At 59.7% G+C, this 16348-nt stretch carries 5 protein-coding genes; 3 read left to right on the top strand and 2 right to left on the bottom strand.

Annotation, left to right across the window (positions count from 1 at the left end; genetic code table 11):
* Nucleotides 1-92 precede the first annotated feature (92 nt).
* Nucleotides 93-1451, bottom strand: coding sequence for a TolC family outer membrane protein (locus tag QRN61_RS25805; RefSeq protein WP_007962570.1), 1359 nt, complete (start codon nt 1449-1451; stop codon nt 93-95).
* Nucleotides 1452-1982: 531 nt separating this feature from the next.
* On the opposite strand from QRN61_RS25805, the gene QRN61_RS25810 reads away from it, so the two are divergent.
* The 3 genes from QRN61_RS25810 to QRN61_RS25820 all read left to right on the top strand — a co-directional run bounded on the left by QRN61_RS25810 (nt 1983) and on the right by QRN61_RS25820 (nt 12634).
* Complete coding sequence (locus QRN61_RS25810; protein ID WP_285376118.1) at nt 1983-10589, top strand: retention module-containing protein; 8607 nt, start codon at nt 1983-1985, stop codon at nt 10587-10589.
* A 1172-nt stretch (nt 10590-11761) separates the two neighbouring features.
* Nucleotides 11762-12133 carry a DUF6124 family protein gene (locus QRN61_RS25815; protein ID WP_183781751.1) on the top strand — a complete coding sequence of 124 codons (372 nt, stop codon included), beginning with the start codon at nt 11762-11764 and terminating at the stop codon, nt 12131-12133.
* A gap of 141 nt (nt 12134-12274) precedes the next feature.
* Nucleotides 12275-12634: a DUF6124 family protein gene (locus QRN61_RS25820; protein ID WP_285376121.1), complete on the top strand. Its 360-nt coding sequence runs from the start codon at nt 12275-12277 to the stop codon at nt 12632-12634.
* Nucleotides 12635-13114: 480 nt separating this feature from the next.
* Here the strand turns inward: QRN61_RS25820 and QRN61_RS25825 are convergent, their stop codons facing one another.
* A complete protein-coding gene (locus QRN61_RS25825; protein ID WP_285376123.1) occupies nt 13115-16297 on the bottom strand; it encodes a hypothetical protein in 3183 nt (1060 codons plus the stop codon).
* Between the last annotated feature and the right edge of the window lie 51 nt (nt 16298-16348).

The raw sequence follows: 16348 nt of genomic DNA on the forward strand, positions 1-16348 counted from the left end.
GCAGCCCCATGGAACTCATTGCTGCTCAAATCTTTGGGGTCACTGCGCAACCCAGCGGGAGCAAGCTCCCTCGCCACAAAGGGTCGTGGGACTTACTTCAGCTCAGGCAGGCGTGCTTCGTTTTTGACTTCGGTCGCCGCAATGGCATCCGCCGGCAGCACCACCCGTTGCTTGCTCAGCAACTGGCCCATGTTCGCCAGCACGCGGTACATCGAATATTCCTCGGTGTAGCGGATTTCGGTGTAGCGGCGGTTGGCGTTGTAAAGCTCGTTTTCACTGTCGAGCAAGTCGAGCAGGGTGCGTTGGCCGAGGCCGAACTGATCCTGATACGCCGCACGTACACGTTTGGTGGTCTCGGCGTATTCACGGGCGGTCGGGGTCTGTTTGTTCGCGTTGACCATGGCGTTCCACGCCAGGTGAATGTTCTCGTTCAACTGACGCAAGGCGTTGTTGCGGATGTCCATCGCCTGATTGATCTGGTGCGCATCGGAGGCCAGACGAGCCTTGTCGCTGCCACCACGGAACAGGTTGTAATTCATGATCACGCCGACGCGCCATTCGTTGTCGTGGCCTTCATCGCCTTGCACGTTGTTGTTCGCACCCACCGCCGCTTCGGCGTCGAAACGCGGGTAGAACGGCGACTTGGCGACTTCGTACTGGCTCTCGGCCGACTGCACGTCCGCCTGCGCGGATTTCAGGTACGGGTTGTTCTCGACCATGCTCTGCTGGGCTTCCGGCAGGCTGGTGGGGATTTCGCCGCGAGTCGACGGTGGTGCTTCCAGTTCATCGGGCATGCGCCCGACCACGGCGTAGAAATTCGATTCGGCGTCGGCCAGATCGACTTCGGCGGTGTCGAGGTTGTTCTGCGCCAGCGCCTTACGGGCCACCGACTGATCGGAGTCGGCGGTGCTGCCGATGCCGCGCTGGGTGCGCAGGCCGATCTGATCGTTGACGCGCAAGTGCGCTTGCAGGTTGTTCCGGGCCAGCGTCACCAGTTCACGGCGCTTGAGCACTTCGAGGTAGACCTCGATGGTACGCAGCGCCAGATCCTGAGCGGTGCCTTGCGCGTAGTAAGCGCGCGAGTTGGAAACGCCCTTGGTGCGCTCGACCTCGTTGGCGGTGTTGAAGCCGTCGAAGATCATTTGCCGCAGCCGTAGCTCCGACTGGGTGTAATTGAGGATTTCGGTGTGGTGATTACCGAAAGCCCGGGTATTGGTGTTGTCGCTGTAACCGCGCCCGTAAGCGGCATTCAGATCGACGGACGGATAGAAGCCACCCTTGGCCACTTTCACCTGTTCATCGGCGGACAGTTTGGCGTCCACGCGCGAGGCGAGGTCCGGGTGGGTGGCGATGGTGCTTTGAATCGCTTCGGTCAGATTCATGGCCTGGGCTTGGGAAGTGCAAGCCATGGCCAGCAAAACCGCGCTGCAGAGGGGGGTTAAAACGCGCATGGGGTGCATCTCCCTGGTCCTGATGGTGCGTTACTGTCGCCAAATATTTGACGATAATTTGAGGTGTAAGCGTTTCACTCTTGTAACAACAGAGCTAAGAACATCCTGAAGCGTAGCTAAGAAAAAATTTTCATAAGGCTTATGCCGAAAAAAACTTATGCGCTTGGCGAAAACCAGCACATTGTTCAGATCGAAAGCCTTTGTTTCATGCGCTTTAGGGAGCACAAAAAGGCTTGAGGAAAGTTCCATTCACTTTGCGACATACGGCGAAGTACTGCTGAAGGGGAGGGACGCGTAGCGGCAGATGAGCGACAGATTTTTGTCACTCGGGTGATTCACCACCGTTACGTAGCGTTAGTGGGTTCGCTGCATTGATCAGGATTCTGAAGTGCTTGAAAGCACTGAAGTTTCCTCGTTTGCGCAACCTGCGAAACGAACTGTCGAGGTCCGAGCGTCGCCCCGACAACCCGATTGAGCCATGGGCTGCTTCGCGAACCAGTGCCGACGGTGGTCGGCAGCGGAGGAATTCACATGGCAACGCTCATCGGGACAGTCACTAAAGTCATTGGTCAGGTTTTTGCGCAGGGCACCGACGGCACGCGCCGCGCCCTGGTCGAGGGCGACCGCTTGTTTGCCGGCGATCAAGTGATCACCGGCGCAGAAGGTGCCGTCGCCATTCATCTGCAAAATGGCCACGAGTTGACCCTGGGCCGCGACAGCAGCATGACCATGTCCGGGCAGCTGCTGGCCAATCAGGCGGTGCACATTGATTCCCCTGAAGCGCTGACGCCGAGCGAAGCGCAACTGACCGATGTCGAGCAGATTCAGAAAGCCATCGCCGCCGGCGAAGACCCGACCAAAGCGGCAGAGGCCACCGCCGCCGGCCCGAATGCACCGGGCGGCGCGCCAGGTGAGCTGGGTGGCGGCCACAGTTTTGTGCTGCTGACGGAAGTCGGTGGGCGCGTGGATCCGGTGATCGGCTTCCCGACCGCCGGTTTCAACGGCATCCCCGAGTTTCCCGAAGAGCGGCATAACGCAGTCATCGACAATGGCGACAACACGCCGATCGTGCCGCCGCCGATCAACAACCTGGTGACCCTCAGTGGCCTTGCCGTGCCTGGCGGTGAGCTGACCCTCAACGAAGCCAACCTGCCTGCCGGCTCCTCTGCCAACCCCGGCGCGCTGACCCAGAGCGGCAGCTTCACGGTGTCGGCGCCGGACGGTCTGAGCAGCCTGAACATCGGCGGTATCAACGTGATCAGCGCTGGTGTGGCGGCCGGTTTCCCGCAGTCGATCACCACACAACTGGGCAACACCCTGACCATCACCGGGTATAACGCCAGCACCGGCGTAGTCAGCTACAGCTACACCCTCAACGGCAACGATGCCCATCCGGCCGGTGACGGCGCCAACAGCCTCAGTGAACATTTCACGGTGACCGCAAGCGACAGCAATGGCGACAGCGCCACCGGCTCGCTCGACGTCAACATCATTGATGACGTGCCCAAAGCGGCGAATGACAGCAACGCCAACACCGCCTCGGAAACCCAGTTGACCTTGACCGGCAACGTCCTGACCAACGACGTGCAAGGCGCCGACCGCGTGCCCACCGGCCCGGTCACTGCCGGCACCTTTACCGGCACTTTCGGCACCCTCGTATTGAATGCCAATGGCACATACACCTACACCCTGAACACCAGCGACGCAGACTTCAAAGCGCTGCACGGTGGCGGCAATGGCACCGAGACTTTCACCTACACCCTCACCGATTCGGACGGCGATACCAGCACTGCGAATCTGGTTCTGCAGATTCACAACAACGACGATCCGGTGGTGATCAACGGGTTGAACGTTGAAGGTGGCGAGCTGACGGTTTATGAAAAAAACCTCGGCACCGGCAGCGAGCCGGATTCCAGCGCGCTGACCCAGAGCGGCACGTTTACCATCACGGCGCTCGACGGCGTCACCACGCTGACGGTGGGCGGCATCGCCGTCGTCACTAACGGCGTGGCCGAGGGCTTCCCGCAATCGGTGACTACACCGCTGGGCAGCACGCTGACCATCACCGGTTTCAATGCCACCACCGGTGTTGTGAGTTACAGCTACACCCTGGTCGACAACGAGGCACACCCAACCGCCAATGGCGCCAACAATTTGCCTGAGCAGTTCGCCGTCACCGTCGTGGACGACAACGGCACGACTGCCAATGCAACGCTTGATGTGAACGTGATCGACGACCTGCCTAAAGCAATCGATGACAGCAACACTGGCACCGCTTCGGAAACTCAGTTGACCCTGACCGGTAACGTACTGACCAACGACGTACAAGGCGCCGACCGCGTACCCACCGGTCCAGTCACCGCCGGCACCTTCACCGGCACCTACGGCACCCTCGAACTGCACACCGACGGCACTTACACCTACACGCTGAACACTACCGACGCCGACTTCAAAAACCTGCACGGCGGTGGCAACGGCACCGAGACTTTCACCTACACCATCACCGATTCGGACGGCGATACCAGCACTGCGAACCTTGTTCTGCAGATCCACAACAACGACGATCCGGTGGTCATCAGTGGCCTGGATGTGAACGGCGGCGAACTCACCGTTTACGAAAAAAATCTCAGCACCGGCAGCGCGCCGGACTCAACCGCGTTGACCCAGAGCGGCACGTTCACCATCACCGCTCTGGACGGCGTCACCACGCTGACCGTCGGCGGCATCGCCGTGGTCACCAACGGCGTGGCCGCAGGCTTCCCGCAATCGGTCACTACACCGCTGGGCAGCACGCTGACCATCACCGGTTTCAACGCCACTACGGGTGTTGTGAGTTACAGCTACACGTTGATCGACAACGAGGCACACCCAACCGCCAACGGCGCAAACAACTTGCCCGAGCAGTTCGCCGTAACGGTAGTGGATGACAATGGCACCACCGCCAACGCGACCCTCGATGTGAACATCATCGACGACCTGCCAAAAGCGCTGAACGATTCCAACGCCAACACCGCGTCAGAGACCAATCTGACCCTCACCGGCAATGTCCTGACCAACGACGTGCAAGGCGCCGACCGCGTACCCACCGGTCCAGTCACCGCCGGTACGTTCACCGGCACCTACGGCATCCTGGAACTACACACCGGCGGCACCTACACCTACACGCTGAACACCACCGACGCCGACTTCAAAAACCTGCACGGTGGCGGCAATGGCACCGAAACCTTCACCTACACCATCACCGATTCGGACGGCGATACCAGCACCGCCAACCTCGTCCTGCAGATCCACAACAACGACGATCCGGTGATCATCAACGGGCTCGACGTCAATGGCGGTGAACTCACCGTCTACGAGAAAAATCTCACTGACGGCAGCGCACCGGATTCCACTGCGTTGACCCAAAGCGGCACGTTCACCATCACTGCGCTGGACGGCGTGACGACCCTGACCGTCGGTGGCATCGCCGTGGTCACCAACGGTGTAGCCGCAGGCTTCCCGCAATCGGTCACCACACCGCTGGGCAGCACGTTGACCATCAACGGATTCAACGCGACCACCGGTGTCGTCAGCTACAGCTACACCCTGGTCGACAACGAGGCACACCCGACCGCCAACGGCGCCAACAATCTGCCTGAACAGTTCGCCGTCACCGTAGTGGACGACAACGGCACCACCGCTAACGCAACCCTCGATGTGAACATCATCGATGACCTGCCAAAAGCCGTGAACGACAGCAACGCCAACACCGCGTCTGAAAGTCAGTTGATCCTGACCGGCAACGTCCTCACCAACGACGTGCAAGGCGCCGACCGCGTACCCACCGGCCCGGTCACCGCCGGTACGTTCACTGGCACCTATGGCACGCTGGAACTGCACACCGACGGCACCTACACCTACACGCTGAACACCAACGACGCCGACTTCAAAAACCTGCACGGCGGCGGCAACGGCACCGAAAATTTCACCTACACCCTCACTGATTCCGACGGCGATACCAGCACTGCCAACCTCGTCCTGCAGATCCACAACAACGACGATCCGGTGATCCTCAACGGTCTCGACGTGAATGGCGGCGAACTCACCGTCTACGAAAAAAACCTCAGCGACGGCACCAGTCCCGATGCATCGGCGCTGACTCAGAGCGGTACCTTCACCGTGACCGCGCTCGACGGTCTGCAAACCCTGACCGTGGGCGGCATCAACGTCGTCACCGGTGGTGTGGCCGCAGGCTTCCCGCAATCAACCGTCACGCCGCTGGGCAGCACGCTGACCATCACCGGCTACAACCCGGCGACCGGCGTGGTCAGCTACAGCTACACCCTGGTCGATAACGAAACCCATCCGAACGGCAACGGCGCCAACAGCATCAGCGAGAACTTCAACGTGGTGGCGACTGACACTGACGGCAGCACCGCCAGCGGCCAGATCAACGTCAACATCATCGATGACCTGCCGAGCGCGCATGCCGATGCCGCGTCGGTGGCGGAGGGCGGCACCGTCAGCGGCAACGTGCTCGACAATGACATCGGCGGCGCCGACGGCCCGGCGGTGACCGGCGCGGTAGTCGGTGTGCGAGCCGGCTCCGACACATCCACCTCGGCCATCGGCGGCCTCAACAGCAACATCAATGGCACCTACGGTTACCTGACGCTGGACGCCAACGGCAACGCGGTCTATCACAGCAACCCCAATGCCGTGAACGGCCCCGGTGCGGTGGATGTGTTCACCTACACCGTGCGCGATTCCGATGGCGATGAAAGCACCACCACCATCACCATCGATGTCGCCAACAGCAAGCTGTATGCGACCAGCGACACCGACGTCACCGTCTACGAAAAAGCCCTCGACCTGACCAAGGACGGCGCCGATCTGGCCCCCGGTACGGTCACCGGCAGCGACCCGACCAATACGGGTGAAACCGCCTCCGGCACACTGGTCGGTTCGGTCACCGGTGCGGTCGGCGCCATCAGCTATGCGCTGGTCGGCAGTGCCACCGGCAATTACGGGCAGATCGTGCTCAACCCCAACGGCACTTACACCTACACCCTGACCTCGCCCGCGACCACCACACCACATGCCGACGACGGGGCCAATACCCTGACTGAAACCTTCACCTATCAGGCCACCGATTCGCTGGGCAATGTGGTCACCAGCACCATCGTTGTCAGCATTGTCGATGACGTGCCCAAGGCGATGAACGACAGCAACGCCACCAGTGCCTCGGAAACCCAGCTGACCCTGACCGGCAACGTGCTGAGCAACGACGTGCAGGGCGCGGACGTGGTCGCCACCGGACCGAATGCCGGGCCGATCACCGCCGGTACCTTCACCGGGACTTACGGCACGCTGGTGCTCAATGCCAACGGCACTTACACCTACACGCTCAACCCGGCTGACGCCGACTTCAAAGCGCTGCACGGCGGTGGAAACGGCACCGAGACATTCACCTACACCCTCACCGATGCTGACGGCGATACCAGCACCGCGAACCTGGTGCTGAACATCCACAACAACGACGATCCGGTGGTGCTCAACGGCCTCGACGTCAATGGCGGCGAACTCACCGTCTACGAGAAAAACCTCAGTGACGGCACCAGCCCCGATACTCCGGCGCTGACCCAGAGCGGTACGTTCACCGTCACGGCCCTGGATGGCCTGCAAACCCTCACTGTCGGTGGCATTGCCGTCGTGACCAACGGGGTCGCCGCAGGCTTCCCGCAATCGGTGGTGTCGCCGCTGGGCAGTACGTTCACCGTCACCGGTTACAACCCGGCGACCGGCGTGGTCAGTTACAGCTACACCCTGGTGGATAACGAAAATCACCCGACCGGCAACGGCGCCAACAGCCTCACCGAAAACTTCAACGTGGTCGCGACTGACACCGATGGCAGCACCGCCAGCGGCCAGATCAACGTCAACATCATCGATGACCTGCCGACCGCCAAGGCCGACACCGGCTCGGTGGCGGAGGGCGGCACGGTCAATATCAGCGTGCTCGGCAACGACGTCACTGGCGCCGATGGCGCAGCGGCGGGCGGGGCAGTGGTCGGCGTGCGTGCCGGCAGCAATACCGCGACCTCGGCGATCGGCGGCCTCAACAGCAACATCAACGGCACCTACGGCTACCTGACCCTGGACGCGGCGGGTAACGCCATCTACCACAGCAACCCGAACTCGGTGAGCCCACCGGGCGCCACCGACACGTTCACCTATACCATCCGCGACGGTGACGGCGACGAAAGCACCACCACCATCACCATCAACGTCGCCGACAGCAAACTGATTGCGTCGGTCGATCAGGACGTGACGGTCTACGAAAAAGCCCTCGACCTGACCAAGGACGGCCAAGACCTGGCCCCCGGCACGGTCACCGGCAGCGACCCGAGCAACACCGGCGAAACCGCCACCGGCACACTGGTCGGTGCGGTCACTGGCGGCAGCGGGGCGCTCACCTACACCCTGGTCGGCAGCGCCACCGGCACTTACGGGCAGATCCAGCTCAACGCCGACGGCACTTACACTTACACCCTGACCTCGGCACCGAAAACCACGCCGAACGCCAACGACGGCGCCAACACCCTGAGCGAAAGTTTTACCTACAAAGCCACCGATGCGCTGGGCAACAGCACCACCAGCACGATTGTGGTCAACATCGTCGATGACGTGCCCAAAGCCGTGGCGTCGGATCGTTCGGTGGCGGCGGTGGAGATCGATTCCAACCTGCTGATCGTCCTCGACATCTCCGGCAGTATGGCCGACGCCTCCGGTGTACCGGGGCTGTCACGGCTGGCGCTGGCCAAGCAGGCCATCAGTGCCTTGCTCGACAAGTACGATGATCTTGGCGATGTGAAGGTACAACTCGTCACCTTCAGCAGTAATGCCACTGACCGGACTTCGGTGTGGGTCGATGTGGCGACGGCCAAGTCCATACTCGCTGGCCTCACCGCCGGTGGCGGTACCAACTACGACGCTGCCGTGGCGGTGATGCAGACCGCGTTCAACACCTCGGGCAAACTCACCGGGGCGCAGAACGTCGGCTACTTCTTCTCCGACGGCAAACCCAACGAAGGCGACATCAACGCTGCCGACGAAGCCGCGCTGAAAAACTTCCTCGATGCCAACAACATCAAGAACTACGCCATCGGTCTGGGCAGCGGCGTGAGCAACGCCAACCTCGATCCGCTGGCCTATGACGGCATCAGCCACACCAACACTAACGCGGTGGTGGTCACAGATCTCAATCAGCTCAACTCGGTGCTCTCGGGCACCGTCGAAGGCGCGCCGGTCACCGGTTCGCTGCTGGGCGAGGGCGGTACCTTCGGCGCCGATGGCGGTTTCATCAAATCCATCGTGGTCGACGGCACCACCTACACCTATGACCCGCGCGCCAACAGCGGCCAGGGTTCGCTGACCGCAAGCGGCGGCACCAACCACGGCACCTTCAACACCGTGAACAACACGATCAGCATCGCCACCAACAACAGCGGCACGCTGGTGATCAACCTGGACACCGGTGACTACAGCTACACCTCGCAAAAAACCACGACCACGGTGATCACCGAGAACATCGGCTTCACCCTCAGCGATAACGACGGCGACCTTGCCAGCTCGACGCTGACGGTGAAAGTGATCCCCAATTCGCCACCGGTGGCGACGGACGACCACGTCATCACCAACGTGCTGTCGAGCAACATCACCGTGCCGGGCGAATTGTTGCTGGACAACGACACCGATCCGGACGGCGACACGCTCAACGCTTCGCCGACCAGCTTCAACACCGGATGGGTGGCCAAGGGCGCGGACTTCACCGGCACCGGCGCGATCAACTTCGCCGGCACCGGCAACACCGCCGCCAACCAAAACCTGGCCGACGTACGCGCTGCATTCGCCGCCAACACCGCCGCGATGACCGCAGTGCTGGTGGTCAGCGGTTACCTCGGTGCGGTGACCAATGCCAATGCCAACGATGAGGACCTGATCACCGTCAAACTGAAACAGGGCGAAACGCTGAACCTGGATCACAACCTCGCGGCCGGCCACGTCACCATGGAGTACTCGGTCAACGGCGGCGCGTTCGTCAGCATCGCTGACGGCGGCACCATCACTGCCGGTGCCGATGGCACCTACCAGATCCACGTGACCAACATCAGCAACACCAGCGGCAGCAATCCGACGGCAGCGGAAAACTATCAACTGACCATGACGGTCAACTACGCCGGCGCCCACGACGTGACGCCGGATTTCAACGGCATCTACACCGCCAACGACAACCATGGCGGCAGCGACACCGCCAACGTCAGCATCACCTATCAGGATGGCCACACCCTCACCGGTACTGCCGGGGATGACATTCTGGTGGCGGGCACCGGCAACAACATCCTCAATGGCGGCGACGGCAACGACGTACTGACCGCCGGTTCCGGCAACAACGAGATGCACGGCGGTGCGGGCAACGACTTGCTCTACAGCGGCCCGGGCAACGACATTCTCGACGGCGGCACCGGCATCGACACGGTCAGCTATGCCCACGCCACCGCCGGGGTCACGGTCAACCTCGGTCTGCTCGGTGCGCAGAACACCATCGGCGCCGGCACCGACACGATCAGCAATATCGAAAACCTGGTCGGCTCGAACTTCAACGACACCCTGACCGGCGACAACAATAACAACGTGATCAACGGCGGCCTGGGCAATGACATCCTCAACGGTGGCGGCGGTGATGACCTGCTGATCGGCGGCATGGGCAACAACACCCTGACGGGCGGGGCCGGCGCGGACACCTTCCAGTACCTGAAGGGCAACACCGGCCACGACACCATCACCGATTTCACCCCCGGCACCGACAAGCTCGACCTGTCGCAACTGCTGCAAGGTGAAAACGGCACCACCGCGTCGCTGGACGACTATCTGCACTTCACCGTCACCGGCAGCGGCGCCTCGGTTCTCACCAGCATCGACGTCAGCGCGCTGGCCGGCGCCACGCCGAACCAGACCATCGACTTGGCCGGCGTCAACCTCGCCAGCCACTACGGCGTGACCCCGGGGGCGGGTGGAGTGGTAGCCGGCGGGCACGACACGGCGACGATCATCAGCGGCATGCTCAATGATCATTCGCTGAAAGTGGACACAGTGTGATCAAGGCCTGAAACGACAAAACCCGCCGTTCCGGTTGATCGGGGCGGCGGGTTTTTTCTGTCTGGAGAGATGGGTTGCCAGTGCGTCAGCCTTCGCGAGCAGGCTCGCTCCCACATTGGATTTAGGGTGATCAGCATTTTGTGAACAACAAAGCTCTCCTGTGGGAGCGAGCCTGCTCGCGAAAGCGGCCTCCCAGCCGACCAAACCCCAACTGAATGTACACACTCCAACTGTGGGAGCTGGCTTGCCAACGATGGCGGCCTCCCAGCCGACCAACCTCCCACCTGAATGCACTCATTCCAACTGTGGGAGCGAGCCTGCTCGCGAAAGCGGCCTCACAGTCGACCAATCCCTGACTGAATGCACTCGGTCAAATTGTGGGAGCTGGCTTGCCAACGATGGCGGCCTCCCAGCCGACCAACCTCCCACCTGAATGCACTCATTCCAACTGTGGGAGCGAGCCTGCTCGCGAAAGCGGCCTCACAGCCGACCAATCCCCAACTGAATGCACTCAGTCAAATGGTGGGAGCTGGCTTGCCAGCGATGGCGGCCTCCCAGCCAACCAACCTCCCACCTGAATGCACGCATTCCAACTGTGGGAGCGAGCCTGCTCGCGAAAGCGGCCTCACAGTCGACCAATCCCCAACTGAATGCACTCGGTCAAATGGTGGGAGCTGGCTTGCCAGCGATGGCGGCCTACCACCCGACCAACCTCCCACCTGAATGCACGCATTCCAACTGTGGGAGCGGGCTTGCTCGCGAAAACGGCCTACCAGACAAAATCAAAACAACAGAGCAAACCCCGCAAATAAACATCACCCCGCAACCACGTTTAAAGTACACGAACCGTTACGCCATACCGGCTACAACGCCTTGCGCCGTTACCTACGCGTACGCCAGAATCCGCCGGCTTACACGGCTATGGGGCGGGCTATATCGTTTCCCTGTCACTGAAAATCAGTGATCGGGTTTGGTAGCCCGTTTCATTACAGTCGTGCGCCACATTACAGGTCCGTTTTTGGGGCTCTGCTTTTATGGTGGCCATGCGTGGGGCTCCTTCGGGAGCGCCGGGTTTACTGTTTTGACCGGTCTACCAACCCACAAATGGCCGCCACCCTTCGTTTGGTAGCGAGAGTGATGGCTCCTCACTTATTCAAAACAGCGAGTCACCTATGTTCAAAGCCACGCCCAACCCCCCGGATACCTCGATCCCGTACGACCCGGCCCTCGACCCGCAGAAGATAAAAGCGGCAACCGACCGCGCCATCAACTTCTACCTCAACCCCGGCGCACTGAAGATCTCGATCCCTTCAACCTCGTCATGCAAGGCGAACAGAATCTTCCTCATCGACCCCGAGGTGGATGAAGAAACCTTGCTCGTCGAAGCCTGTGAATCCCTGGCCGCCGCCAGTGACATGGCCCGCGATATCGGCGACTCCATCGACAACCCACAGCGCCGGGCCATGCTGATGCTGCATCAGGTGATCATGCTCAGTGAACTGATGGTCAACCGGGTACTGGACGGCCGCCGCGTGCCGAACTAGTAGCCCGGTCCCCCTGTAGGAGCTGCCGAAGGCTGCGATCTTTTGATGTTGCTTTTAAAAAACAAGATCAAAAGATCGCAGCCTTCGGCAGCTCCTACAGGCCGTCATTCATTCAAAGTACGTCGATCGGAGTTCCCGCTGATGTCCGAAACCCCACCCAATCCGCCAATCACAGAATCGGTATCACCCTACGAATCCCTCAACTCCAGAAAACTCCACGAAGCCGCCGAACGCGCCCTCGACCATTACCTCGCACCCGCGCAAATCATGGCAACGCCGTACACCCCCAGCAGCATGTTCATGGTCAACCCGCAAACCGACACCGAATCCCTGCTGGCCAACGCCTGCGAATCCCTGGCCTCGGCCACGGTCATGCTCGGCGATTTCGCCGGCACGCTGGAGGGGCCGAGTCGTAACAAGGTGTTGGGCATTGCGCAGGTGGTGATGCTGGGGGAGTTGGCGGTGAATCAGGTGCTGGATAATGTTGTGCCCAAGGAATAGGCGCTGACAGTTCTGGCCTCTTCGCGAGCAAGCCCGCTCCCACAGTGGATCTGCATTGGTCACGGGTTAAGTGCCCGGCAAAGATGCGTTCTAGGCGTGAGTCTATTAAATAAATTCGTCCCCTTGTCCCGCCTTATTCCAGATTGTTTTCGCAGCCCAAGAATTGGCCTGCATATGTTTTGTGTAATGGAGGTAAGTATTCGGATAAAGCTGTTATCGGGATCAATTGATCGGGGTAACACTTTCGTGGGAAAGCGTTACCCCCAATAACCTCCTGTATTCACTTCAGCTCATCGAAAATAAACCAGCTTTAGGCGCAAGTACTAAGCACCTCCCCATCAAGGAGAGGCGCTTAGCGTGGATTACCGGTTTTCATGTCAGTGAAACTCTTGGAAAAGTGATTTCCTCTGACCTTAAGTGCCGGGGGCCTCCTGTTATTAACCGGCGCCCCTTTCATTGGTGTGAATGTTAGAGGGGGTTTCAGCTTTTGAAAGTGACGGTTTTTATATCAAACCAAGTTACGTGGTCATCAAAAGTCATCGCCTTGAACTCGAACTTGAGTGTATCGAATGCTTGGCCATTAAGTGGAGCGATTTCCTTGTCAATTGGAAGATAACCGCCATTGCCGTTCCCCTCGAAGAGCACTGTTGATTCCACCAATTCATCGCCCTGTAGGAGCTCAAGCTTGATGTGGCCACGCACAAATCCTATATAGAGTCCGCTGATTATCGCACTCTTGGCACGCCCTTGTTTCAGTGCTAATGAGTACGCAAGTATGTTTTCACTAGTCTTGGTAGACGAACAGGCCCGTAGGACCAGCCGGCTTTCTGGGGGCACGAGAACTGAATGATCGGGGCGGGCACCCCCGAGGGTTGCATTAAGCGTTACCTTGGTGTTCGTCCCCTCTATGGATTCCCCTGGGTTTCTGAGATGTACGTACTGCGGATATGACTGAAAGTCTTCGACGAGGTCAACGAGATCGACCACGTTCACTATCCACTCTCCCGACTCCGTCCCGCTGCCATACAACGCCTTGGCTTTGAACACATGCTTCGTACGTGTTAGCCCGGTCAGTTCAACGGTCCATATGCCATTCTCATTGGCCAGGGCCTTTTTGCCAGTGGAGCTGTTACCGTCGAAAATTTCCACCTCAAGATACTTGTTCGCCGTCCCCCTCAGACGAACAGTGGTGTCACCGGTGCTTCCATCATTGCTGATTGGCTGCCCTTTGGAATCCTCCGCACCGGTGATGGCCGGCTGGACCCCATTCAACACGGTCAGGCGCCAGGGATTCGACGGCGGGTTATTTGCGTATTGACCAATGGCCTTGAAGGTATGCAACACATCCAGCGATAACCCGCTCACGGTACGGGTCCAGATAGAGTTGCTCTCTGCCTTGGCCTTGCCTTTGGAGACCGCACCGAGGAAAACTTCCACCTCCTCGCCGGCCGGCGCGGAGCCCTCGAGCGCGATACTGGTGTGCACGGTATAGCCGTTATCGGGGATGTTCCATTTGCTTTCGTCTTGCACTGAGGTGATCGTGGGTGCAGCAGCTGCCACCACGTTTACCGCCCACTCTCCCGACTCCGTCCCGCTGCCATACAATGCCTTGGCTTTGAACACATGCTTCGTACGTGTTAGCCCGGTCAGTTCAACGGTCCATATGCCATTCTCATTGGCCAGGGCCTTTTTGCCAGTGGAGCTGTTACCGTCGAAAATTTCCACCTCAAGATACTTGGTCGCCGTCCCCCTCAGACGAACAGTGGTGTCAACAGTGCTTCCATCATTGCTGATTGGCTGCCCTTTGGAATCCTCCGCACCGGTGATGGCCGGCACGACCCCATTCAACACGGTCAGGCGCCAGGTATTCGACGGCGGTTTATTTGCGTATTGACCAATGGCCTTGAAGGTATGCAACACGTCCAGTGATAACCCGCTCACGGTACGGGTCCAGATGGAGTTGCTCTCTGCCTTGGCTTTGCCTTTGGAAACCGTACCGAGGAAAACTTCCACCTCCTCGCCGGCCGGCGCGGAGCCCTCGAGCGTGATACTGGTGTGCACGGTATAGCCGTTATCGGGGATGTTCCATTTGCTTTCGTCTTGCACTGAGGTGATCGTGGGAGCAGCAGCTGCCACCACGTTCACCGCCCACTCCCCCGACTCCGTCCCGCTGCCATACAACGCCTTGGCTTTGAACACATGCTTCGTACGTGTCAGCCCGGTCAGTTCAACCGTCCATATGCCATTTCCATTGGCCTCGACCCTTTTGCCAGTGGAGCTGTTACCGTCGAAAATTTCCACCTCAAGATACTTGGTCGCCGTCCCCCTCAGACGAACAGTGGTGTCAACAGTGCTTCCATCATTGCTGATTGGCTGCCCTTTGGAATCCTCCGCACCGGTGATGGCCGGCACGACCCCATTCAACACGGTCAGGCGCCAGGTATTCGACGGCGGGTTATTTGCGTATTGACCAATGGCCTTGAAGGTATGCAGCACGTCCAGCAATAACCCGCTCACGGTACGGGTCCAAATAGAGTTGCTGCTTGCCTTTGCCTTGCCTTTGGAGACCGCACCGAGGAAAACTTCCACCTCCTGGCCGGCCGGCGCGGAGCCAGTGAGCGTGACGCTGGTGCGCACGGTGTAACCGTTTTCGCGGATGTTCCAGTTGCTCTCGTCTTTTACTGATGTGATGGCCGGTGTGTCGGCAGCCACCACGACCACGATCCGCGGCGGATCCGACACCTGCCCGCTGCCATACATCGCAGTAGCGGTGAAACTATGGGTGTCGGCGCTCAGCCCCGTCACCGGGAACTCCCAGTCACCACTCTGTGGATCGATGTCGGCCGTGCCTATTTCGATATTGCCGTCCTTGATCAGGACTTTCTGACCTTTAGCCCCTTTCCCTTCAAGCTTGATCGAAGTGTCAACGGTCGTGGCGCCCGGGAGAATTTCTTCCCCTTTGGAGTTTTCCACCCGAGTGATAGTTGGCGCGGTAGGAGCGGTCACGACCACGACCCACGGATCCGATATCTGCCCATTGCCGTACTGGGCAGTGGCGGTGAAACTATGGGAGACAAGGGCCAGCCCCGTCACCGGAAACTCCCAGTCACCACTCTGTGGATCGACGTCGGCAATGCCTATCTCGATGTTGCCGTCTTTGATCAGTACTTTCTGACCTTTAGCCCCTTTCCCTTCAAGCTTGATCGAAGTGTCAACGGTCGTGGCGCCCGGGAGAATCTCATTCCCTTTGGAGTCTTCCACTCGGGTAATGTCGGGGCGCACATCCTCAAGCGCTTTGATCGTGTAAGTGCGCACGGGGAAGGGCACCGCCTCGCTTTCATTCGTGCTCTTGTTGAACGTCGTTTTGCACTCGATGGTCAAGTCACTGCCATCTTTCAGGTTTTTCATTGCTGCTTGAGTGAGTCCACGATTTTGGTAGCCCCTATCGATCAACGGCTGAGTGACAGGATCCCCAGGTGCAATATCGTTGATGTACGGAGTGTCGTTGGCATTGGTTCCGGTCAGACGCATCCACATACGCTGACCGGTAGCTATCAACGGCCAGACATCTATGCGAGCGACTGCGTTGGCAGTCAGATTAGCCACATTGAATTCCGGGCCTTCGCCATCGTTGTCGGCTTCCATGATCACCGGCGATTTCAAGCTTGAGTCCGGCAAGGTGCCAACATTCAACAACAGCGGCAACGAGGTGCG

The sequence above is a fragment of the Pseudomonas sp. lyk4-TYG-107 genome, from assembly GCF_030209055.1.
GTDB lineage: Bacteria > Pseudomonadota > Gammaproteobacteria > Pseudomonadales > Pseudomonadaceae > Aquipseudomonas > Aquipseudomonas putida_A.

Excerpts from the sequence above, each read along its gene's own strand:
- QRN61_RS25805 (WP_007962570.1), bottom strand. The coding sequence starts at position 1,451 with ATGCGCGTTTTAACCCCCCTCTGCAGCGCGGTTTTGCTGGCCATGGCT.
- QRN61_RS25810 (WP_285376118.1), top strand. The coding sequence starts at position 1,983 with ATGGCAACGCTCATCGGGACAGTCACTAAAGTCATTGGTCAGGTTTTT.
- QRN61_RS25820 (WP_285376121.1), top strand. The coding sequence starts at position 12,275 with ATGTCCGAAACCCCACCCAATCCGCCAATCACAGAATCGGTATCACCC.
- QRN61_RS25815 (WP_183781751.1), top strand. The coding sequence starts at position 11,762 with ATGTTCAAAGCCACGCCCAACCCCCCGGATACCTCGATCCCGTACGAC.